The organism is Bacillus cereus group sp. RP29 (assembly GCF_040459765.1).
In the GTDB taxonomy this organism is placed as follows: Bacteria; Bacillota; Bacilli; order Bacillales; family Bacillaceae_G; genus Bacillus_A; species Bacillus_A paranthracis.
In genome coordinates, this window is record NZ_JARVHN010000001.1 from 502,265 (window position 1) to 522,166 (window position 19,902).

Consider the following 19,902-nt stretch of genomic DNA (forward strand, 5'->3'; position numbering starts at 1 on the left):
CCTCCTTCTTGCATAGAAATGATATAAGAAGGAGGTTTTTTTATGAGTATATTTCGTTCGAAAAATTCGCGGTTTCGAAGGGGACCTATTTCCTTTCGGCACATACTGCTTATGTCGTGTATTCTTTTTGTCATATTACTCGTGCAAGGATTATGGATTGTGAATAGCAGCATTCAGCCGACGTTAATGAAATATGGAGAAGTAGAGACACATAAAATGGCGACAGCGGTTATGACGAAGGCGGTAAAAGATAGAATTGATGAGGGATTCGATGTCGATTCATTAATGAAAGTACAAAATGATAAAAACGGGAAAGTATCCACAATTAATTTAAATACGAAGCAAGTAAATGAAATCGTAACGTCAACGACCACATACATAGAAAAGTATTTACAGCAAGTAGAACAAGGGAATTTGAAGGGACTAGATATTTCTGAAAAAAATGGGGCAACGATGGCAGTTCCGTTTGGCCGTGTAACAAATAATGCGCTTCTTGGAAATATCGGACCCGATATTCCAATTGATTTCACGACGATTGGTCATGTAAATACGGATATTAAACAAAAAATTGAGCCGCACGGAATCAATACGACAGCGATTCAAATTATTATGGAGATGGAAGTTACGTTGCAAGTCATTATTCCATTTCATACGAAAGAAATAAAAGTGAAACAAAATGTTCCAATTGCGACCCGCATCGTTCAAGGGGAAGTGCCTACTTATTACGGAAGCGGAAGTATTGTTGTACCTGATAAAAAGAAAACGGATAGTTAGCCATAAATAAAAAATAACCGTAGCAATGTGCTACGGTTATCGTTTTGTATTTGCGCGTTCTTTTCGCTCCCAAAGACTTAAGTGCATGTAGGGGTCGAAAGCCCATTCTGTATAACCATTGTCTTTATACATGCCGAAATGTAGGTGAGGCGGGAATTTTCCAGCTGTGCCGGGAGGACCGTAACCGGTGCTACCAACAAATCCGATTACTTTTCCGGGTTCGACAATTTGTCCAAGCTGTATCTCTTTTGAGAACCCGCCTAAGTGAGCGTAATAATGATAATTGTTATGAAGGTCACGAATACCGATGCGCCATCCGCCAAGGCGGTTCCAGCCTTTTGTTTCAATAATGCCATAGCAAGTGGATCTTACTGGTACGCCATAGCCTGCGAATATATCGGTTCCTTCATGAACTCTTCTTCCCCCAAAACTTCTTCCAGCGCCAAAAGTACTACGGTAGCTATGGTCACTACGAATCGGAAGAGGGAACGCATTTCCTTCTAAATTAATACGTCCGTAATGTTTATAAATTTGGGCGTATTCGGTAATTAAATCAACTGTTTTTGCACGTCTATAATATTCCCAGAGCATGATTTTAATACGTTCTTCTGACGCTCCTTGTTTCTTTAAAATCGTTGCTGCTGTATGCAAAAGATCACGGTCGTTATTTGCATTTGCAAATCCATCTTTGTCACCATCTAAACCTAACCCGCCAAATAGAGCAATTGTGTGGGGGAGAGTGTCGTTACCATTAACAGGTCCAGCCCATATTTCTGGTTTGAAATAAAGGGAAATGATGGCATCTGGTTTTTTCGGAATATCTTTTCTTACGCTCCGTATATTTCTTTCGTATTGATCCATTGCAGCTAAGTAATACCACGGAATGCCTGAAGATTGCTCGGTTTCTTTATATAGTGCCATGCGCTTTTCGTATATGCTTTGCTGATTATCTTCACCGTAAGCGATGTTTTGGTGGAGAAGAAAGCAAATCGAAAGCAAAAGAGAAATTTTTCGAAGCATGAAATAGACTCCTTTCACATCATCACTCTTTTTAGTGTGGGATATACGGAGTATTTCATTATAGGGAACGATTGGAAAAAATCTTAGAATCTTCATTTGAGCAAATCGCTTTCATACGTTAGAATAGATATGTTACATTGAAAGAAGCGAACACGGTAAACTATTTCATATTGTGCGGAGTTGATAACCATGACAAAACAAACAGAATATAAGCGCAAGCCCGAATGGTTGAAAATTAAGTTAAACACGAATGAAAACTATACAGGCTTAAAGAAAATGATGCGTTCTAAAAATCTTCATACAGTTTGTGAGGAAGCAAAATGTCCGAATATTCATGAATGCTGGGCTGTAAGAAAAACAGCAACATTTATGATTTTAGGTGCGGTTTGTACACGTGCTTGTCGTTTTTGTGCGGTTAAAACAGGCTTACCAACTGAGCTTGATTTACAAGAGCCAGAACGCGTAGCAGATTCTGTAGTACAAATGGGCTTAAAGCACGTTGTTATAACAGCGGTTGCACGTGATGATTTAAAAGATGGTGGAGCAGCTGTTTTTGCTGAAACAGTACGCGCTGTACGTCGTAAAAATCCATTTACGTCAATCGAGGTATTACCATCTGATATGGGTGGAGTAGAAGAAAACTTAAAAATGTTAATGGATGCAAAACCAGATATTTTAAACCATAACATTGAAACAGTACGTCGATTATCTGACCGAGTTCGCGCTAGAGCAAAATATGATCGTTCATTAGAGTTTTTACGTCGAGCAAAAGAAATGCAGCCTGATATTCCAACTAAATCGAGCATTATGGTGGGCTTAGGTGAAACGAGAGAAGATTTAATTGAAGCAATGGATGACTTACGTGCAAACAATGTGGATATTTTAACTCTTGGACAATACCTACAACCATCTAAGAAGCATTTACCAGTTCTTAAATATTACCCACCAGCGGAATTTGCAGAGCTAAAAGAAATTGCACTTAGCAAAGGCTTTAGCCACTGTGAAGCTGGCCCACTTGTGCGTTCTTCTTACCATGCGGACGAGCAAGTTCGTTCTGCAAAAGAAAACACAGCAGAAGCAAAATAATGAAAAAAGGGAGCTAATGATTAGCTCTCTTTTTGTTTGTACTCCAAAACAGTATTTGGGCATGTTAATAAAATCTTTTTTAATTCTTCTGTGGATAATTCAATTGTAAATTCAGGTACACCAGGTGTAATTAAAATTTTATCGTACGTATAAATAGCGTTATCCACAATAATTGTTACATCGTGTGAATACCCGAAAGGAGCTACACATCCTGGCGTACAACCAGTTTTGTCTCGCAGTTCATCAGCGGAACAGAGAGATAAGCGTTCTCCTGTTAGTTCTTTCATCTCTCCGCGGTTAAGCCTTGTGCCCTCTAACGTGAAAAATACGTAATAATCTCCAGCCTTTGATTTTAAAAATAAGCTTTTACTTGGAGTACCTTGTAAGCCAAGCCTCTCGCGTACGATCCGATCTGTCTCATAATCGAGTACCGGTTCGTGTTCGAATTTTTCATAAGAAACATTTGTTTTATGTAGTAAAGCAAGTACATCTTCGTACATATGGAGTGATACCCCTTTCTATTATTGGTACAGTTTCTTCTCGTGGCGTCAACTGAATGTGTTGGAAAGAGATATTACTTGGACGGTGCTTTCCATAATCGTTTTAGGCTACATTGTTCATCAATTGTAATTTCGTACATATCAGGATTCGTTAAAGCTCTCCATTCATGAAAGCCGATCGTATGATCAAAGTGCTTTAAAATGAGCGTAAGTAAGTTTCCATGTGTAACGAGTAATATTGTAGTATGGTTTAATTTTAAAACGTCTTCGATAAGCGATATAACACGGTCCGTTGCTTGTTTCGTTGACTCTCCGCCTGAAAAGGCAATATCTATATTTGTAAAAGTAGATTCTAGTTTTTGCATCCAATCGTCCATTGAAACGTCGCTTAATATGCGTTCAGCTAATCGTTCATCTTCTTGGATAGACAAATTAGCTTGGAGTGCATAGGGCCGAATAGAATCGATAGCTCGCACAAATGGGCTTGAAATAATATGATCTATTTGTAGTTGGTTTTCTAAAAGGAATGTGGCAAGGGTGTTTGCTTGTTTTTTTCCATCGGTCGTTAATTCGGCATGACGTTCTTGTCCAGCGGCTGAACAATGTCGTATGACAATGATTTTCTTCATAATTCATCCCCATCTTTCAAGTTGACGCTATATACTTCGACAAATGCGGAAAAAATTCCTTTTTATTGGAAACGGCATATTGATTTATAGATGTGGAAAAGTAATGTGGATAATGAAAATTGAGGTGCCAGTATGAAAAAAATGATATGTCTCGTATTCATGATTTGTTTTCTTACGCAAATGTCCACAACATATGCACAATCCAATCAAAAGTTAGATTATCCAAGTAATCGAAATAAGTCATTTGTGAGCGAAGATGTGTTTTACGAACAGTTAGATAAGAAAATGTATAAAGAATACAATAATGCAGCGTATAGTGTTCGAAAAAAGATTTTATTTAAAGAAGTACCCGACGAAGAAAATTCCTTTTTACAAAAAACAGCCGCGGGTTGTCGGGGGGAAGTAGTGCTTCAAGATTCTTTTATTCACCCTGATCGCCAAGTTTATTTTTTCGCATCCTTTTCTCAAAATGAAGTAGAAGAGTTACACAAGTACATCGTTATAGATGCAGAAACAAAGAAGGAGCTACAAAGCGGTAAAAGTTATCATCGCTATGATAATCTTTATAAAAAATAACCCACCAACAGGCGGGTTATTTTTACTTTGGCACACTCATTAATTTCTCTTTCATTTTACGAATAAGAATGATAGCGCCAATTGTGAAGAGAAGGGTGATTCCTTCTGCAACAAAGATGTTAATTGTTTTCGTTTGGTAAAGTGCCGCGAAGAAGTCTACAAGTGCGTGGAATAGTATAGCGTACACAAGGAAGATATACTTCTTCTGTTTTACTGCGTATAAAACAAGCATTGTAAAGGCGATTTGCAGCACGAGTGCCATAATTCTTTCTAAGCTGCCAAGGAAGTATAAGTAGGCAGGTTGCTGAATTAACATGTCTTGTAGGCGGCTTAGTTCTGGCATTTTTTCGACCATCTGGGCGAAGCTACCGTTGTTAATTGAATTCGCAAATATAAGTGCTTGGAATGCAGAGAATCCGCCAACTAAAATGGATTCAATTCCGCCGTGACCGATTCCGTAAGCAAAGCCATCTTTATATTCTTGATATTTTTTTAGTAGGAAGAAGAAGGCAACGAAGCGTCCTAATTCTTCAAAAATACCAGCAGTTAGTCCGCCATAAAGTGCGAAAACAAATGGATTTTCTAAAATTGGAGCGATTGCTGGATTACCGCGCATAAATAGGTGGAATGGTGTTTCGAGAATTTGGGTAAATCCGATAAAGATAAGAACACCAACGCCGACCACTTTCCAATTTATATTATATTTTTTACGGAAATAAACGAGTACAATAATTGGGACCAGAATCGAGACAATGAGTTGAAAGATAATGCTGGCAATTACAGTATTTGAAACCATATTTTCACCGCTTTCTAATATATGTACATATCTATTATGCATGAAATATTTTATAAAGAAAATGAATTTACTTATTGACTCTAACGTTGCGTCATACTTTATCGTATGTATTAAGGGGGAGATACACATGGCAATGAAGGTAAAAGAAGTAGCTAATTTAGTTGGAATTAGTGTGCGCACACTGCATCATTACGATGAAATTGGGTTGTTAACTCCAGATGAGACGACAGAGTCTGGATATCGTCTGTATTCCAATGAAAATTTAGAGACGCTGCAGCAAATTTTATTTTTTAAAGAACTAGGCTTCCCTTTGAAGAAAATTAAAGAAATTATCATGAGTCCATCATTTGACCGGAAAGAGGCATTGCAGCTTCATAAGAAAATGCTTCTTGAAAAGCGGGCTAGGTTAGATAAAGTGATTGCGACGATTGATAAAACAATTCAGCATACAAAAGGAGAGATTGAAATGACGAATAAAGAGAAATTTGAAGGCTTCGATTTCAGCCATAATCCGTACGAAGAAGAAGCGCGTGAAAGATGGGGAGACAGAGCTGTAGATAAAGCGAATGAATATGCGAAAGGTATGTCTAAAGAAAACCAAGAAGAGTTTAATACGATTTACAGAAACTTAGCGGCGCTTAGACACGGGGCACCAGATTCTAAAGAGGCACAAGAAGCAATTGGAGTATGGTACAATTACTTGCAAAAATTCGGTGAATATTCATTAGATGCTTTTAAAGGACTTGGTCAAATGTACGTCGCTGATGAGCGCTTTACGAAAAATATCGATAAGTTTGGTGAAGGATTAGCTCAGTTTATGTGTGATGCGATGGAGGTTTACGCAAATCGTAAGAAATAGTAAAAAATAAAGAAGATGGAGGTTTTCTCCACCTTCTTTATTTTTTTATCATATCATTTAAAGTCTGATCCCCTGTATTGTTCAAATGAGGATTTTTACTCATTTCACGTTTTAACATATCGAGGCTTTGCGTATATTCTGTATCATTTAATGCGCCAGATTGAAGCCCTTGAATTTGAGAAATCAACTTTTGGTCTGTTGATACATATGCTTTATAATAGCGAGGGACGATGGACAAAGCAGCTCTATATACTTGATCCGCTACGAGTTTCGGATCCGTTGTGTTTGCACGGTATACAACAAATACTTCATCGTCTGTAACGAGCGTAGCAGCGTTTGTAACGTCAGGAAGTTTGACTGTCATGCTTGTAATCATTTCAGCAACTTTCTCACGGTTAATGGCTCCTACTTGTTTATTAGATACTTCATGCTTTTGTTTAGATGAATAGCCGACTCTCGTTAATCGTGTATTTGTATTTTCCGTATGATACATGTCATTTTTGTTGGAAACAAGAACACGACTTCCTTCTTCACGTTCCATTTCGGCTTTATTCGTTGGTTGGCAGCCTGCGAATAAGGAAAGAGTGAGGAGAGAAAGTATAATTTGTTTTTTCACGATGTATCACCTCCTTCTCCATAGCATGCACTAATTTTCAATTTTTTGTATTTGAAATTGTTGGTTGGTATGCTTTGTGATACGATAAAAAGAAGAATGCTTAGAGAGGAAGTTAATGATGGAGCAAAAGCAGGAGATTCATGCTACGGTGAGCATTAATAATGTGCAGTACGAAGTAATTAAAAACTTTCGTGACGGTTTTAGTGAAGAAGCATTTAAAGAGCGCTATGCAGAAATTTTAAATAAATATGATTACATCGTTGGGGACTGGGGTTATGAGCAACTTAGATTGCGCGGATTCTTTGATGATAGTAACCAGCGTGCGACATATGATACGAAAATTAGTACGTTATCGGAGTATTTATACGAGTACTGTAACTTTGGTTGTGCACACTTCGTATTACGAAAAGTGAAGAAATAAAAAAATCCTCTTACAATTGTAAGAGGATTTTTTGCATATTCTCATTTATAAACAAATCGAGATACGATCGCCTTCAGAAAGTATTGTATTTGGTTTCATTTGTTGTCCGTTCAATTGAATATCCCCGTTTTTAATTTTATCCACAATGCGTGTACGGCTCCAGTCGGAAATATATGTGGATAATGCTTTATCCATCCGGTGAGAACCGAAAACAAGGTCTAATACAATCGTAATTTCAGCTATACCACTTTCTTTATGCTGTGTAATGGAAATGGTAGTAGTAGTTGCTTCTATTTGATCTTCCTGCGTCATATCGACTGTTTCAACGTGGTCAGTATATGATTTATAAATATGCAATTTTTGATTCCACGTATGATCTTTCGGACATTTATAAATGGCAAAGCGGTATATGTTTTTTCCGTTGGCGTTATACCTACGAATATTTGTGTCGGTAAATAGGGTAGTGCGTCTGCAATTTTTACAATACTTTTCGATTGTGTTTTGCTCGTTTTCATATAAACTCCAAGAAAGTTGTACTTTCTGCATTTTCCTTCACCTCTTATAGTAGTGGTAAAGGAACGTAATACAGCTATTTGGATGTCTTGTAGTATGAAGACATGAGAAAAAGACAAAAATAAAAGGAGGTTCCCGTAAAGAGGAACCTCCGTAAACATCATACTACAGATGCAATACGTTCCTTTGTAATGGGAATGGGCAGACTACTCCCTTGAAAAAGCGTGGTGCTTTTTTGAGAGTAATGCTATCCAATTGCTGGTCCATTACAAAGTAAATGTTGGCATACGTAGATAACGTCCTTTCTATCCAAATAGATTTATTTTTCATTATAACATAGAAGTTTGAAAATTCGAAACTCTTGTGACGAAAAAACACCAGCTAAAAGGCTGGTGTTTGAGATAAATTATATAAGTTCAAATAAAAATGAGCGTAGTTCTTCTGCAATTTCTTCAGTCATAGAAAATGCGTGCTCTAAGTAGCCTGGTTCGTTTAAATCGTCAGTGCCGATGATTGCAAATTTATTACGCTGCATATCAAGGACAATTGTTTTACCGTAATGACGATCGGAGTATAGTAGCGCTAAATCATGACGCTCATTTTCTCCCATAAAGCTAACGAAACGAGTTTTTGTAGCGACAGTGTCGTCATACAGAAAGAAACGTTCTTCCATACACATGGCTCCTTTTATTAAATATCTAAGTTTAAGTGTGGCTTATGATCTAAATGGTGATGCGTTTTAATGAATCGTACCGTTCTTGTTTTGTAACGCATTACGATAGAGTATGTTTCAGCTAAATCTCCGCCTAGGAATTTCACGCCGTCTAATAACTCACCAGCAGATACACCAGTTGCTGAGAAGATTGCATCATCACCAGATACTAAATCGTCTAACATAAGAAGTTGACGAGGATCTTCTAATCCCATTTCACGACAACGAGCTTCTTCTTCTTCGTTCATTGGAACTAAGCGAGCTTGCATTTCACCTTCAAGGCATTTTAATGCTGCTGCAGAAATAACGCCTTCTGGAGCTCCGCCAATACCTACGAATAAGTCGATACCTGTTCCAGGTAGTGCTGTTGCGATTGACGCACCAACATCACCGTCACCAAATAATTTTACGCGTGCACCTTTTGCACGAACACGATCAATAATATCTTGATGACGTTCACGTTCTTGAACGATAACTGTTAGATCGCGAATCTTTTTATTGTTAGCTTCCGCTACAATTTCAATTGTTTTTTCAATTGGATCATCTAAGCTAATTTTACCAGCTGCTTTTGGACCAACCGCGATTTTTTCCATGTACATATCAGGAGCATGAAGAAGGTTTCCTTTATCTGCGATTGCGATAACTGCCATTGCATTTGCAAGACCTTTTGCAACGATGTTTGTACCTTCTAATGGGTCAACGGCGATATCTACTTCTGGACCGTTACCTGTTCCTAGTTCTTCACCAATATATAACATCGGTGCTTCATCAAGTTCTCCTTCACCAATTACAACTGTACCTGCCATGTTTACTGAATCGAACATATCACGCATTGCTGTAGTTGCTGCATCATCTGCTTCATTTTTCTTTCCGCGGCCCATCCACTGTGCGGATGCTAATGCTGCTGCTTCTGTTACACGGACAATTTCTAGTGCGAGTTCACGTTCCAAGATTCCATTCCTCCAATTTCAAAAATCATACAAATATAACTATAACAAATTACGGGGAAAAGGTGAATTCGAAAAATTGTCGATTTTTTCAGAAGAAAGCGTTACAATTAAAATGTAAATGCTTTAATTTCCAGGTAGGTGACATTCATGTATTTTGTAGACAGAAAGAAAATAGAACAAATGCTAGTATGTTTAGAACGAGCAACAAGTACATTTCAAGAGAAAAAGATATATGAAACCGAGTTTGAATTTTACGCATTAGAACGCATAGCGCATCTAATGATTGATTCTGTATTAGATGTAGGGAATGCGATGATTGATGGATTTATTATGCGCGATCCAGGAAGCTATGAAGATATTATTGATATTTTAATGGACGAGCGAGTGATAAGTGCAGAAGAAGGACAAGGAATGAAAGAAGTGATTCTTCTTCGAAAAATGCTTACGCAAGATTATATTCAAATGAATCATGATGAATTATATAAGACGATTCAAAAACATATTGCGGTGGTAGGGAAATACCCAGCAAATATTCGCAGTTATTTAGAAAAGGAATTAGGACCTGTATCTGCATTTGTACCAGAATAATTATGCTTATAAGATCCCCAGAGAATGCCTTTTGGGGGTCTTATATTGTATGTGAGGGAGAAGGGTGAAGCATGGGGGAAGCACGTACGACGAAAGATGAAATTGTGCAGTTGTTGAAAGTAAAGGGAGAGCACACCGTAGCGGAACTAGCTGAAGTTTTAGAGATTACAGAAATGGCGATTCGAAGACATTTAAGTAATCTTGAGAAAGATGGTTTCATCTATTCCAAGATGGTAAGGCAACATGTCGGAAGACCAACTTATTTGTATGGATTAAGCGAAAAGGGAGAAGACACATTCCCGAAAGAGTATAAGCAATTTGCGATTGATATGCTAGAAGATTTAGCGCGAATGGGCGATGAAAAAATCCTTCGTTACGTTTTAAAAGAGAGAACGAAGCGAATGGAAGAACAGTTACAAAAGCGCGTAAGTAATCAAAAGAATTTAGCATATAAAGTGCAAGAGATAGCAGCTATGCAAGAGAAAAATGGTTATATGGTTCAAATTAAGAGAGACGGAGAGAACTCTTTCGTAATTGAAAAACAAAACTGTCCGTTAAAGGAAATCGCTGAGAGATTCCCGCAAGTGTGTGAAGATGAAAAAGAGATGTATAATCGTTTATTTGCGAACGCAGATGTAAAAACGCTAGCAAACATGTGCGAGGGCGATTGTAGTTGTTCTTACCAAATAAAAGAGAAAAAATGAACGTTATGGGGCGCTTTAAGGTAAAGCGTTTTTTTCTTTTGGAAAAGCGGGTAATATAAGAGTGGTATGATAAGGTGAGAACGTTAGCATAGAAGGAGAGACATAATCGATGTATAAAGGTTACTTAATTGACTTAGACGGTACAATGTATCGCGGAGAAGAACAAATTGAAGAAGCGAGCGACTTCGTAAAAGCATTAGGAGAGCGCGGCATTCCATATTTATTCGTTACGAATAACTCAACTCGTAAACCAGAACAAGTGGCAGAAAAACTTGTTCGTTTCGATATTCCAGCGAAAGCAGAGCAAGTATTCACAACGAGTATGGCAACAGCAAACTTCATTTACGAACGTAAACAAGACGCAACTGTATATATGATTGGTGAAGAAGGCTTACATGATGCGCTTGTGGAAAAAGGATTTGAACTTGTAGATGAAAATCCTGATTTCGTTGTTGTTGGTTTAGATCGTGACATCACATATGAAAAATTAGCAAAAGCTTGTCTTGCTGTGCGTAACGGCGCAACGTTTATTTCTACAAATGGAGACATTGCCATTCCGACTGAGCGCGGGTTATTACCAGGTAACGGTTCATTAACATCAGTTGTAGCAGTATCAACAGGTGTGGATCCAATCTTTATCGGAAAACCAGAATCAATCATTATGGAACAAGCTTTAAAAGTGCTTGGCATAGAAAAGAATGAAGCCTTAATGGTTGGGGATAACTACGACACAGACATTTTAGCAGGAATCAATGCTGGCATGCATACGCTTCTTGTCCACACTGGAGTAACAACTGTGGAGAAGTTAACAGAATACGAAGTTCAACCGACGCAAGTTGTGCATAACTTGACGGAGTGGATTGAGAAGATGTAATGAAAAAAGCTGTTCCAAACTTTGGAGCAGCTTTTTTTCTAATATTCAGTTGTGAATAGTGTCGGTTTTTGTCTGTAAGTCGATATAATTAGAAAATCGCCGATATAATTTAAGTTGCGCTGATATAATTTTATTTAAAATGCACGATTCACAACATCTTTAACCTCTTCAAGATATTGTTTACGCACACTATCATCTACAGAAGGAACACTTGTATAGAATGTATGCTCAATTGTTTCAATGCCTGTAAATTCAAAAATACCAACATCAGCTGTTTTTTTCATTGCGTCAAACATACCGCCTGCTGTGTATGCCTCTTTCGTATTTCCCATTGTAGATAATAATAATCCTTTTTTACCGCTTAATAACTTCTCGATGCCATTTTCACCGTAAGCATAAGCGAAGCCGTGGCTAAATACACGGTCAACGTATCCTTTTAAAATAGCAGGAAGTCCCGCCCACCAAACTGGATAAATAAATGTAATGCTATCAGCCCAAGAGATATGCTCTTGCTCTTCTTTAATATCTGCTGGTGTGTTTCCTTGAGAAAATGAGATGAAATCGGAAGCGCCTAATACTGGATTGAAGTTTAATTCATATAGATCGCGAACGCGTACTTCATGACCTTTTTCTTCTAATTCACTTTTTACCGTTTCTAAAATCGCATGGTTGAAGCTTTCTGTATTTGGGTGTGCATAAACGATTACATGTTTCATTGTTCTTCCTCCTATTTGTGGATATGTGAATGGTTTTTATGTATTCATGTAACTATTATGGTTACTTTTTTTACGAGAGTCAATTTTTCTGACATGAGAAATATTAGTATGTGACAAAAAAATACAAAAAAGTAGGAATTTTGCATTTATGAATAGAATATATAGATTGGTAAATAGAGAGAGAAGGGGATATGGGGATGAATATTATTGAGATTGAAAGGTTAGAAAAATCATTTGATATTGGGGATAGTAAAGTCAAAATATTAAAAGGCATTAATCTTCAAATTCAAAAAGGAGATTTCGTTTGTATTATGGGAGCAAGTGGCTCGGGTAAAACGACCTTACTTCAGTTGTTAGGTGGATTAGATATTCCATCGGTAGGTAGTATTCGAGTTGACGGTACAGAGATTTCAACACTAAGAGAAAAAGAGCTCGCTTTATTTAGACGGCATAAAATCGGTTTTATTTTTCAGCAGTTTAATTTGATTCCGGTGTTTAGTGCAGAGGAGAATGTGGGGTTGCCGTTACTGTTAGATAATGTATCGCAAAAGAAGGCAACGGTGACAGCAACTCGTTTATTAGAGCTTGTTGGGTTAAAAGGAAAAGAAAAGCATTTACCAGCACAGTTATCAGGTGGGCAACAGCAAAGGGTTGCGATAGCAAGAGCTTTTGCAAATGAACCGGCAATTATATTAGCGGATGAGCCAACAGGGGCATTAGATTCGGAAAATAGCAAAAATATCATTGCGGCACTTCGCAATGCGTGTGATGAGTTAGGGCAAACAGCTGTAATTGTAACGCACGACCCGTTCGTAGCGGCTCATGCTGATAAAGTTGTTTTCTTATTAGATGGTGAAGTGATTCATGAACACGCTGAAAGTAAAGGATGGAAATTTCGAAATATCCCGCAACAAGTTACTCATATTCAAGAGATTATGAATCGCCACTTTAAAGTAGGAGGTAAAGGTGATGCGATGGGTAATTAAATATGCGGTAAAATCGATGAAACAAAATTGGCTACGAAATATGTTGATTGCTCTCGGTGCAGCTTTAGGTGTTATGTTAGCGACGATGTTATTGCTAGGAAATCAATCAGTAGAGAAGAGTGTGAAGGAACAAGTAGTAAGCCGATATGGAGATTATAATTTACAATTTGGCTATATAAAAAACGATATGTATTTAAATAATGAAAGTTTAAAAGGAATAGATGGCTTAGAAAATGCTGAAAAAATATCAAAAGTACTTATACCGTATCCTTTTCCAAATTATAAAGAGCTATCAGGAAAGCCGTCCTATTGGGGTGTTGAGCAAGATTCTCCAGAAATGCATTCTTATAAAATATTAGAAGGTCGATATCCGAAAGAAGGGGCCGAAGTAGCGCTGACAAAAGGGTATACAGAACGTGAAAATATACGGATAGGAGATACGATTCAGTTGCCATTTCCGCAGCATGGAGAAAAGAATGTGAAAGTCGTCGGCATTTTAAATCCGCCGTTAATGGCAGCGATGGGACATAGTGCTTATTTTCCAATCGATTGGCTTCAAAAAGAATTAAATCTACCAAATCAGTTCAATCTCGTTCAAGTGAAAACAGCCGATGTAAATGTGAAAAGGACGATTGCTCTTGAGGTAAATAAGAAGATAGAAAATATAAAGGTGGATCAACGTACTTATGTCGATAAGGCATTTGAACGACTAAATGTAATGAAGCCTTTAATTTTTAGTTTAGGTGGTATTGCCTTATTTGTAGTAGCCCTTTTAATAATGGGAAGTTTCTTCTTATCTGTCAGAAGTCGATTTAAGCAATGGGCATTATTACGTGCACTTGGTAGTAATCCAAATCAAATTATATTAGTCGTTTTATTAGAGGCTTTATGTATTGGGGCAATCGGATCACTAGCAGGAGTTATTCTTGGAGCAGGTACGCAAATAATTGCAGCATCATTCATTAACAAATGGGTGAATATTGAGGAAGCAGGGAAAGCATCATTCTCGATTTCAAGTGAGATTTTACTCATTACTTTTTTACTAGGGATTGTTATGTCTATCCTAGGGGCTATTATACCAGCTTTTATGGTTAGAAAGATTCCACCAGTTCAAGCACTCCGCCCAGGTCTTCCTAGTAATGAGAGAAAAGAAAAAAGATGGAGTGCTTTTAGCCTTAGCATTTTAATCATTGGTACTGTTATTGGACTAGCAGGTAGCGTATTAGAGGAGTATATCGGTTTTAATCCAAGTGCGATAGGAGCGCTTTTATTTGCGGTCGGTTTGTTATTTGCGATTCCGTTATTTATTCGCGTGATAGCACCAGTGATTGCAAAACCGATTCAAATGATATTACGAATTGAAACGACGATTAGTAGCCGGAATGTCATTCGTTATCGAAATAAGGCAGCTGTGTCGGTTGCTATACTAGCATTTGGTTTTATGTTAGCACTTGTTGGAACGATGTATGTAAACTCTATGTATGAAGGTATGAAAAAAGGATTACAAAAACATTTACCAGCGGACTTAGTAGTAAGAATTCCAGTAGAGTCGCAAGGAATAGAAACATTACCGTTTAGTTGGATGGAGAAGGTTAAAAAAATTGATGGTGTAGAGGCGAGTGTTGGGAATGCTACTGACTTTACAGTAAAGCTTGTGAATTATGACTTTAAAAAAGCGAATCAAGAATGGTATGAATTTAGGAAAAAAAACAATTTGAACTCTGATTCAATGGAAGTTGTAGGTAATGATATTGTAGCGTATCAGAAAGTAACAAAGGCGAAAGTGATTTCAGGGCAAAGTTTAAGTAAGCCGTTACAAGATGGTGAGGGAGTCATTACGAAGGAAGTGGCTAAAAATTTAGGGCTTCAGTTGCAAGATACGTTTGAAGTACAAGGAAAGGGAAAAGAAAAACAAACGATTAAAGTCGTTTCGATTATTGAGCAAGGATTAAGGTTAAGAGGGTTAGATGTTTTTGTAAATGAACAATGGGCTCGCGATAAGTTTCACGTACAAGGATATGAAGCGATTCAAATTATGACAAATTCTAATCAGTCATTTGAAGCAATTAAGAAGCAAGTAAAAGAAATTACAAAGAATAAAGAGAATATAGAAGTTATAAATAGTCATGATTTATTGAAAGAACAAGAGCAGTTATTATCACAAATGATGATGTTAATTCGCTTGTTAGTTGTAATTGTTTTCATTATTTCTGGTATAGGATTAATGAATGCGATAGTCGCAAGTTTACATGAAAGACGTGCTGAAATTAGTATGATTCGTGCGGTAGGAGCTATCCCAAAGCAAATGAGAAGGATCGTTTTATTAGAGGGAACTTTACTTGGAGCGATAGCTGGTTGCATTGGCATTTTTGGTGGGATTTTGTTTAGTTATATCGTGTTATCAAGCTTAGAGTTAACGGTTATTATTATTCCGTATAATCAAGTTGTCATACTGGCTTTAGCTAGCGTGATGCTTGGAGCGGGGGCAGCATTGATTGCATCATTACAATTAAGAAAGTTCAAATTAAGTGATACTTTAAAAGAGTTATCAGCATAAAAGACTGTTACACACCACTCATACAAAGAACAAAGAAAACAAATAAAATAATGATAATACCAATGCCGAAGTTAAATACGAGAGTACTATCCATATATGTAACCTCCTAATTTGAAAGTAAAAAGCACTCTAGCCAAGAGTGCTTTTTTATTTTGAGTCTACTGCATAACTTTTAGAAAAGAATTCATGCATGTAAAGAGTTACATTATTTTATGTGCTTATGCTTTGAAATGAGTAAGTCCTTGTAAGGTATAGAAAAAAAGACACTCTTTCGAGTGTCTTTCAAGATGACAAAATGTGCCAATTGCTTGAGTTTGATAAGGCGCTAATATCCGTTTTAACGCCTTTTCTTTGATCAAGAAGTGTAGCAACAGCGATTCAAATGAATTGTACCATTTGTTCCGTGGGCGTGCGTATGCAATTGTGCATATTTCAATTAGAGGGAAATGAGGCACGAAAAATGAATGAGTATATAGAGAATATTTGATAAGGGGAGAGAAGGATGGATATACATAAGTTAACGGTAGAAGAAGCAAATGAGATAAATACGTGGACGTATGAAGAACCTTATCATTTGTATAGTTTTTCAGGCGAAGAAGAAGTAATAGAAGAATTATTAGATGGGACGTATTATGGCTGCTGTGACGATAATGGGGAGTTTATCGGCTATTTTTGTTTTGGAGAAAATGCACAAGTGCCAGGGGGACGAGATGCCCATTTATATGGTGGAGAAGATGTAATTGATATCGGACTTGGCATGAAGCCGGCGTTAACAGGGAAAGGGCTGGGAAAAATGTTTTTTCAAGTTGGCATAGCATTTGCTGTTAAAGAATTTAGGCCGAAAACGTTTCGACTTAGTGTAGCAACATTTAATACAAGAGCGATTACGCTATATAAAAACATAGGTTTTCAGCAAGGGCCCATTTTTTTGAGCCGCGGAAGAGAATTTATGCTCATGGAATATGAAAGACCGTCAGTATGACACTGACGGTCTTTCATATTTTATTATTCCGAATGCTCAGCTCTGTGCGCTAAACGGCTTGAAGCAGCGGCAGCGATTCCGCCAACGATATCATCAAGGAATGTATGCACCTTTCCAGTTGATTTATCATTTAAGTATTCTAAAATACCAGGTTTTAATTTATCGATATATCCAAAGTTTGTGAAACCGATAGAGCCGTACACATTAACGATAGAAAGTGCGATCACTTCATCAATTCCGTATAAGCCTTCATCACGTTTTACGATATCTTGTAACGGCTCACTTAACATGCCTTTTTCAGCGAGAACATCGAGTTCGATACCTGTAATCAGTGCGTTTTGTACTTCACGTTTTGATAATACACGCTCAACGTTATAACGGCATTCTGACATCTCTAAATTTGGATGATATTTTTTTTGAAGAAAATGAACAAGTTCAGCAATATCATCAATTGTTACACCGCGTTCTTGTAATAGTTGCAATGCTCTTTCTTGTAGTTGATTTGATTCTTTCATGTTTATCACCTTTTTTTCTTTTTAGTATTTGTATACGTTTCGTTGCTTTATCATGTGCATAGGAATGAAAGGCGAGCACAAGCTCATATATATAAAGAAAAACCATAGGTGGCGACTGCGATGATTCATCATATTTATGAGCATTATCATATGCATGTTAAAGAATTAATCCCCCTTGGCCCCTATAAAAGCTTTTGGATTCGCAACAAAATTTATGTACTTGTTCCAATTGGAGAAATGGAGGAAGAAGTACTTGTAGAGATGAAAAAGCTCAGTGATTATATGAACCAGCAAGGGGATATAACTGTAGCGACTTTCGTTCCGACTATACACGGCTACTATGTAAGTGAGATAGAAGAACAAAATTACTGCTTATTAAAAGGTATGCGCGCGTTAGAACGACATGCTATGTCATTAGGAAGTGAGCTTTCTATATTCCATAAACGAGGTGCATTCTTTCCAGAAGAAATTGAGCAACTAAGCCGCATTGGTGAATGGAAAGCATTATGGGAAAAAAGGCTCGATCAATTAGAAAAGTTTTGGCAATCACAAGTGATGAACCACCCTACAGACGTATTCGATCAATTGTTTATTGAATCCTTCCCGTATTACTTAGGAGTTGCGGAAAATGCCATTCAATATGTTGTTGATACAGAAATGGATGACACACCGCAACTAACGGATGCAGCAACCATTTGCCAAGAACGATTCACACCTTTATTATGGCATCAAACGAAGCGTCTCAAACTCCCTTTTGATTGGGTGTATGATCACCCAACTCGAGATATAGCAGAATTAATCCGCTATATGATGATTGAAAAAAAGAAAGACTGGGAGCAAACAATCGTTCAATTTGTTACAGATTATGAACGGAATTATTCGCTATCCTCATTTGGGTGGCGCCTATTATTTGCAAGGCTCCTGTTCCCGCTTCACTATTTTGAAACAGTCGAACGATATTACCAAACAGGAAACGAAGAACAAAAAAGCATGTATAGAGATCGTTTAGAAGCCATTCTACACGATGTGAACCGCTCTGAGCAATTTATGAAGCATTTTTATGGCTCACTCCGTTTACCAGTTGATAAGCTTGGGATTAGAAAATTAGATTGGCTGTCTTAAAAATATAAAAAAGAGACCGATTGAGGTCTCTTTTTTATATACCACAATTGTATGTAATACATTATGCCCCTACCTGTTGATCTGCACATATATTTAAAATGAATTGATGTTGTTCGATTTTTTCATTTACTTTACTCAATAATTCTTGCTGGATTTCTTTAAATAAAAATTGATAGCTCGCATTCCATGTCGGTATAACGGATGAAAGGTCTAATAAATACTCTTTTTTCTTTTCTAGTTCTTGAATTGTTAAAAACGTGTTCCCCATTTTTGGCATGTGTCGTCCCCCTATGTTTTTTACTTTATATGTGTGAACGATTCACTATATAGTATCAATTATCGCATTTTTTGAGAAGGATTTCCAATTTTGCTTTATGATGTTAACGGATAAATGTGATTTGTATAAAAAAAGGAGACCAAATTTGGTCTCCTTTTAGCAAGTGGCTTTGAACGAGCCGCTAGATAATATCTAGCTCTAGCGGCTAAAATGTTCGGTGGCTAGAACAGTCGGCCATTTCGCGCCTTCCTGTGAGGCAAAAAGCGCCTCTTCGTCAGGAGCTCCAATGACCTCCTGTTCTGAACGAGCCGCTTCCGCTTTTAGATTAAAATACTTGTTCTACTTCGATAACGCCTGGTACTTCTTCAAGTAATGCGCGTTCGATACCAGCTTTTAGTGTGATTGTAGAACTTGGGCAGCTTCCGCATGCACCCATAAGGCGTAATTTTACGATACCTTCTTCAATGTCTACTAATTCAACGTCTCCGCCATCGCGAAGTAAGAATGGACGTAATTTATCTAATACTTCTAGTACTTGTTCTTGCATATGTGGGTTTTCCATTTTTATCGACTCCTTTCATCAGTTTTATTATAATCAAGATAGAGGGGAAAATCTATTTTTTCTGTTCTTGTTTTATTGCCGAAATTTTTTATCATGTTTACAACGTGTTTTTTCAGTATAGGGGTATGGAATAAGTTTGTAAAATGATGTGCTTATGTAATAAGACATCTGAATATACTGTCAGAACAAGAAGTGGGGGAGAAGAAATGGTTAATGTGCAAGTGTATGGGACGAAAGTAATTTGTGCGAGCTGCGTTGGAATGCCATCTTCAACAGAAACGTTTGAGTGGCTACAAGCGGCGATTGGTCGTAAATATGAAGGACAAGAAAATAAATTTAATTTCGAGTATATTGATTTTCAAGAAGAACAAGAAGATGAAGATAAAAAAGCATTCGCGGAGCGCGTAGTAGAGGAAGATTTATTTTATCCGGTCGTTCTTGTAAATGGAGAAATTGTTGGAGAAGGAAATCCTAGTTTGAAGGATGTTTACGAAGAAATCGAGAAATATTTATAAAGCAGGAAGCCTTTGCGAATTTGCAAAGGCTTTTTTTATTGGAGGGATAGAT

At 37.3% G+C, this 19,902-nt stretch carries 25 protein-coding genes; 13 read left to right on the plus strand and 12 right to left on the minus strand.

Going from position 1 to position 19,902, the window contains the following annotated elements:
• The first annotated feature begins 42 nt into the window (after window positions 1–42).
• Window positions 43–774, plus strand: a complete 732-nt coding sequence (yunB, locus tag QCI47_RS02495) for a sporulation protein YunB (RefSeq protein WP_309422189.1) — start codon at window positions 43–45, stop codon at window positions 772–774.
• A gap of 36 nt (window positions 775–810) precedes the next feature.
• Here yunB and QCI47_RS02500 read toward each other — a convergent pair whose 3' ends face one another.
• Window positions 811–1,794 (minus strand): M23 family metallopeptidase, encoded by a 984-nt coding sequence (locus tag QCI47_RS02500; protein ID WP_071742160.1) that lies wholly within the window; start codon window positions 1,792–1,794, stop codon window positions 811–813.
• 189 nt (window positions 1,795–1,983) lie between these two features.
• Here QCI47_RS02500 and lipA point away from each other — a divergent pair, with 189 nt between their 5' ends.
• On the plus strand, window positions 1,984–2,880 hold the full coding sequence (gene lipA / locus QCI47_RS02505) for a lipoyl synthase (protein ID WP_000166370.1): 897 nt from the start codon (window positions 1,984–1,986) through the stop codon (window positions 2,878–2,880).
• Window positions 2,881–2,900: 20 nt separating this feature from the next.
• Here lipA and QCI47_RS02510 read toward each other — a convergent pair whose 3' ends face one another.
• Window positions 2,901–3,380: a YbaK/EbsC family protein gene (locus tag QCI47_RS02510; protein ID WP_061131755.1), complete on the minus strand. Its 480-nt coding sequence runs from the start codon at window positions 3,378–3,380 to the stop codon at window positions 2,901–2,903.
• A gap of 74 nt (window positions 3,381–3,454) precedes the next feature.
• Entirely contained in the window at window positions 3,455–4,009 is a 555-nt protein-coding gene (locus QCI47_RS02515; protein WP_071742161.1) for a histidine phosphatase family protein, read from the minus strand.
• 132 nt (window positions 4,010–4,141) lie between these two features.
• Between QCI47_RS02515 and QCI47_RS02520 the strand changes: the two genes are divergently transcribed.
• Entirely contained in the window at window positions 4,142–4,585 is a 444-nt protein-coding gene (locus tag QCI47_RS02520; RefSeq protein WP_071742162.1) for a hypothetical protein, read from the plus strand.
• A 22-nt stretch (window positions 4,586–4,607) separates the two neighbouring features.
• Here QCI47_RS02520 and QCI47_RS02525 read toward each other — a convergent pair whose 3' ends face one another.
• Entirely contained in the window at window positions 4,608–5,423 is an 816-nt protein-coding gene (locus QCI47_RS02525) for a YhfC family intramembrane metalloprotease (RefSeq protein ID WP_002163480.1), read from the minus strand.
• An 85-nt stretch (window positions 5,424–5,508) separates the two neighbouring features.
• Between QCI47_RS02525 and QCI47_RS02530 the strand changes: the two genes are divergently transcribed.
• Window positions 5,509–6,240 (plus strand): MerR family transcriptional regulator, encoded by a 732-nt coding sequence (locus QCI47_RS02530; protein ID WP_071742163.1) that lies wholly within the window; start codon window positions 5,509–5,511, stop codon window positions 6,238–6,240.
• A gap of 37 nt (window positions 6,241–6,277) precedes the next feature.
• Here QCI47_RS02530 and QCI47_RS02535 read toward each other — a convergent pair whose 3' ends face one another.
• Entirely contained in the window at window positions 6,278–6,856 is a 579-nt protein-coding gene (locus QCI47_RS02535; protein WP_000744032.1) for a YhcN/YlaJ family sporulation lipoprotein, read from the minus strand.
• 118 nt (window positions 6,857–6,974) lie between these two features.
• On the opposite strand from QCI47_RS02535, the gene QCI47_RS02540 reads away from it, so the two are divergent.
• Window positions 6,975–7,277 (plus strand): YutD family protein, encoded by a 303-nt coding sequence (locus tag QCI47_RS02540; RefSeq protein ID WP_000435941.1) that lies wholly within the window; start codon window positions 6,975–6,977, stop codon window positions 7,275–7,277.
• A gap of 45 nt (window positions 7,278–7,322) precedes the next feature.
• On the opposite strand, the gene QCI47_RS02545 is transcribed toward QCI47_RS02540, so the two are convergent.
• The 3 genes from QCI47_RS02545 to glpX all read right to left on the minus strand — a co-directional run bounded on the left by QCI47_RS02545 (window position 7,323) and on the right by glpX (window position 9,452).
• Complete coding sequence (locus QCI47_RS02545; RefSeq protein ID WP_353811685.1) at window positions 7,323–7,823, minus strand: cytoplasmic protein; 501 nt, start codon at window positions 7,821–7,823, stop codon at window positions 7,323–7,325.
• Between the two features lie 373 nt (window positions 7,824–8,196).
• Window positions 8,197–8,463: a DUF3055 domain-containing protein gene (locus QCI47_RS02550; protein WP_000392610.1), complete on the minus strand. Its 267-nt coding sequence runs from the start codon at window positions 8,461–8,463 to the stop codon at window positions 8,197–8,199.
• 17 nt (window positions 8,464–8,480) lie between these two features.
• Window positions 8,481–9,452 carry a class II fructose-bisphosphatase gene (gene glpX / locus QCI47_RS02555; RefSeq protein ID WP_000439090.1) on the minus strand — a complete coding sequence of 324 codons (972 nt, stop codon included), beginning with the start codon at window positions 9,450–9,452 and terminating at the stop codon, window positions 8,481–8,483.
• A gap of 147 nt (window positions 9,453–9,599) precedes the next feature.
• Between glpX and QCI47_RS02560 the strand changes: the two genes are divergently transcribed.
• The 3 genes from QCI47_RS02560 to QCI47_RS02570 all read left to right on the plus strand — a co-directional run bounded on the left by QCI47_RS02560 (window position 9,600) and on the right by QCI47_RS02570 (window position 11,618).
• A complete protein-coding gene (locus tag QCI47_RS02560) occupies window positions 9,600–10,040 on the plus strand; it encodes a DUF86 domain-containing protein (RefSeq protein WP_000274014.1) in 441 nt (146 codons plus the stop codon).
• 71 nt (window positions 10,041–10,111) lie between these two features.
• Window positions 10,112–10,744, plus strand: coding sequence for a helix-turn-helix transcriptional regulator (locus tag QCI47_RS02565; RefSeq protein WP_000503356.1), 633 nt, complete (start codon window positions 10,112–10,114; stop codon window positions 10,742–10,744).
• A gap of 109 nt (window positions 10,745–10,853) precedes the next feature.
• The gene (locus tag QCI47_RS02570) at window positions 10,854–11,618 is read left to right on the plus strand and encodes a TIGR01457 family HAD-type hydrolase (protein WP_000276467.1); all 765 of its coding nucleotides are present in this window, start codon (window positions 10,854–10,856) and stop codon (window positions 11,616–11,618) included.
• Between the two features lie 134 nt (window positions 11,619–11,752).
• Here QCI47_RS02570 and QCI47_RS02575 read toward each other — a convergent pair whose 3' ends face one another.
• On the minus strand, window positions 11,753–12,334 hold the full coding sequence (locus QCI47_RS02575; RefSeq protein WP_000683422.1) for an NAD(P)H-dependent oxidoreductase: 582 nt from the start codon (window positions 12,332–12,334) through the stop codon (window positions 11,753–11,755).
• 197 nt (window positions 12,335–12,531) lie between these two features.
• Here QCI47_RS02575 and QCI47_RS02580 point away from each other — a divergent pair, with 197 nt between their 5' ends.
• From QCI47_RS02580 to QCI47_RS02590, 3 genes are all read left to right on the plus strand, one after another.
• A complete protein-coding gene (locus tag QCI47_RS02580; protein ID WP_074543860.1) occupies window positions 12,532–13,320 on the plus strand; it encodes an ABC transporter ATP-binding protein in 789 nt (262 codons plus the stop codon).
• Window positions 13,304–15,877, plus strand: a complete 2,574-nt coding sequence (locus tag QCI47_RS02585; RefSeq protein ID WP_140394830.1) for an FtsX-like permease family protein — start codon at window positions 13,304–13,306, stop codon at window positions 15,875–15,877. The genes QCI47_RS02580 and QCI47_RS02585 overlap by 17 nt, the downstream gene beginning before the upstream one ends.
• A gap of 502 nt (window positions 15,878–16,379) precedes the next feature.
• Window positions 16,380–16,859, plus strand: coding sequence for a GNAT family N-acetyltransferase (locus QCI47_RS02590; protein WP_000351171.1), 480 nt, complete (start codon window positions 16,380–16,382; stop codon window positions 16,857–16,859).
• Window positions 16,860–16,882: 23 nt separating this feature from the next.
• Here QCI47_RS02590 and QCI47_RS02595 read toward each other — a convergent pair whose 3' ends face one another.
• A complete protein-coding gene (locus QCI47_RS02595) occupies window positions 16,883–17,374 on the minus strand; it encodes a phosphatidylglycerophosphatase A family protein (RefSeq protein ID WP_000665103.1) in 492 nt (163 codons plus the stop codon).
• A gap of 120 nt (window positions 17,375–17,494) precedes the next feature.
• Between QCI47_RS02595 and yutH the strand changes: the two genes are divergently transcribed.
• The gene (gene yutH, locus QCI47_RS02600; RefSeq protein ID WP_061131748.1) at window positions 17,495–18,496 is read left to right on the plus strand and encodes a spore coat putative kinase YutH; all 1,002 of its coding nucleotides are present in this window, start codon (window positions 17,495–17,497) and stop codon (window positions 18,494–18,496) included.
• A gap of 61 nt (window positions 18,497–18,557) precedes the next feature.
• Here yutH and QCI47_RS02605 read toward each other — a convergent pair whose 3' ends face one another.
• Together QCI47_RS02605 and QCI47_RS02610 are read right to left on the minus strand one after the other, a co-directional pair.
• On the minus strand, window positions 18,558–18,773 hold the full coding sequence (locus tag QCI47_RS02605; RefSeq protein WP_001125488.1) for a hypothetical protein: 216 nt from the start codon (window positions 18,771–18,773) through the stop codon (window positions 18,558–18,560).
• A gap of 325 nt (window positions 18,774–19,098) precedes the next feature.
• Window positions 19,099–19,335: a NifU family protein gene (locus QCI47_RS02610; RefSeq protein WP_000431159.1), complete on the minus strand. Its 237-nt coding sequence runs from the start codon at window positions 19,333–19,335 to the stop codon at window positions 19,099–19,101.
• A gap of 206 nt (window positions 19,336–19,541) precedes the next feature.
• On the opposite strand from QCI47_RS02610, the gene QCI47_RS02615 reads away from it, so the two are divergent.
• A complete protein-coding gene (locus QCI47_RS02615) occupies window positions 19,542–19,850 on the plus strand; it encodes a YuzD family protein (protein ID WP_074614927.1) in 309 nt (102 codons plus the stop codon).
• Window positions 19,851–19,902: the final 52 nt, after the last annotated feature.

Excerpts from the sequence above, each read along its gene's own strand:
- QCI47_RS02610 (WP_000431159.1), bottom strand. The coding sequence starts at position 19,335 with ATGGAAAACCCACATATGCAAGAACAAGTACTAGAAGTATTAGATAAA.
- QCI47_RS02580 (WP_074543860.1), top strand. The coding sequence starts at position 12,532 with ATGAATATTATTGAGATTGAAAGGTTAGAAAAATCATTTGATATTGGG.
- QCI47_RS02520 (WP_071742162.1), top strand. The coding sequence starts at position 4,142 with ATGAAAAAAATGATATGTCTCGTATTCATGATTTGTTTTCTTACGCAA.
- QCI47_RS02565 (WP_000503356.1), top strand. The coding sequence starts at position 10,112 with ATGGGGGAAGCACGTACGACGAAAGATGAAATTGTGCAGTTGTTGAAA.
- QCI47_RS02595 (WP_000665103.1), bottom strand. The coding sequence starts at position 17,374 with ATGAAAGAATCAAATCAACTACAAGAAAGAGCATTGCAACTATTACAA.
- QCI47_RS02560 (WP_000274014.1), top strand. The coding sequence starts at position 9,600 with ATGTATTTTGTAGACAGAAAGAAAATAGAACAAATGCTAGTATGTTTA.
- QCI47_RS02570 (WP_000276467.1), top strand. The coding sequence starts at position 10,854 with ATGTATAAAGGTTACTTAATTGACTTAGACGGTACAATGTATCGCGGA.
- QCI47_RS02530 (WP_071742163.1), top strand. The coding sequence starts at position 5,509 with ATGGCAATGAAGGTAAAAGAAGTAGCTAATTTAGTTGGAATTAGTGTG.
- QCI47_RS02510 (WP_061131755.1), bottom strand. The coding sequence starts at position 3,380 with ATGTACGAAGATGTACTTGCTTTACTACATAAAACAAATGTTTCTTAT.
- QCI47_RS02500 (WP_071742160.1), bottom strand. The coding sequence starts at position 1,794 with ATGCTTCGAAAAATTTCTCTTTTGCTTTCGATTTGCTTTCTTCTCCAC.
- QCI47_RS02515 (WP_071742161.1), bottom strand. The coding sequence starts at position 4,009 with ATGAAGAAAATCATTGTCATACGACATTGTTCAGCCGCTGGACAAGAA.
- yunB (WP_309422189.1), top strand. The coding sequence starts at position 43 with ATGAGTATATTTCGTTCGAAAAATTCGCGGTTTCGAAGGGGACCTATT.
- QCI47_RS02575 (WP_000683422.1), bottom strand. The coding sequence starts at position 12,334 with ATGAAACATGTAATCGTTTATGCACACCCAAATACAGAAAGCTTCAAC.
- QCI47_RS02590 (WP_000351171.1), top strand. The coding sequence starts at position 16,380 with ATGGATATACATAAGTTAACGGTAGAAGAAGCAAATGAGATAAATACG.
- lipA (WP_000166370.1), top strand. The coding sequence starts at position 1,984 with ATGACAAAACAAACAGAATATAAGCGCAAGCCCGAATGGTTGAAAATT.
- QCI47_RS02545 (WP_353811685.1), bottom strand. The coding sequence starts at position 7,823 with ATGCAGAAAGTACAACTTTCTTGGAGTTTATATGAAAACGAGCAAAAC.
- QCI47_RS02585 (WP_140394830.1), top strand. The coding sequence starts at position 13,304 with ATGCGATGGGTAATTAAATATGCGGTAAAATCGATGAAACAAAATTGG.
- QCI47_RS02605 (WP_001125488.1), bottom strand. The coding sequence starts at position 18,773 with ATGCCAAAAATGGGGAACACGTTTTTAACAATTCAAGAACTAGAAAAG.
- yutH (WP_061131748.1), top strand. The coding sequence starts at position 17,495 with ATGATTCATCATATTTATGAGCATTATCATATGCATGTTAAAGAATTA.
- QCI47_RS02615 (WP_074614927.1), top strand. The coding sequence starts at position 19,542 with ATGGTTAATGTGCAAGTGTATGGGACGAAAGTAATTTGTGCGAGCTGC.
- QCI47_RS02540 (WP_000435941.1), top strand. The coding sequence starts at position 6,975 with ATGGAGCAAAAGCAGGAGATTCATGCTACGGTGAGCATTAATAATGTG.
- QCI47_RS02550 (WP_000392610.1), bottom strand. The coding sequence starts at position 8,463 with ATGGAAGAACGTTTCTTTCTGTATGACGACACTGTCGCTACAAAAACT.
- QCI47_RS02525 (WP_002163480.1), bottom strand. The coding sequence starts at position 5,423 with ATGCATAATAGATATGTACATATATTAGAAAGCGGTGAAAATATGGTT.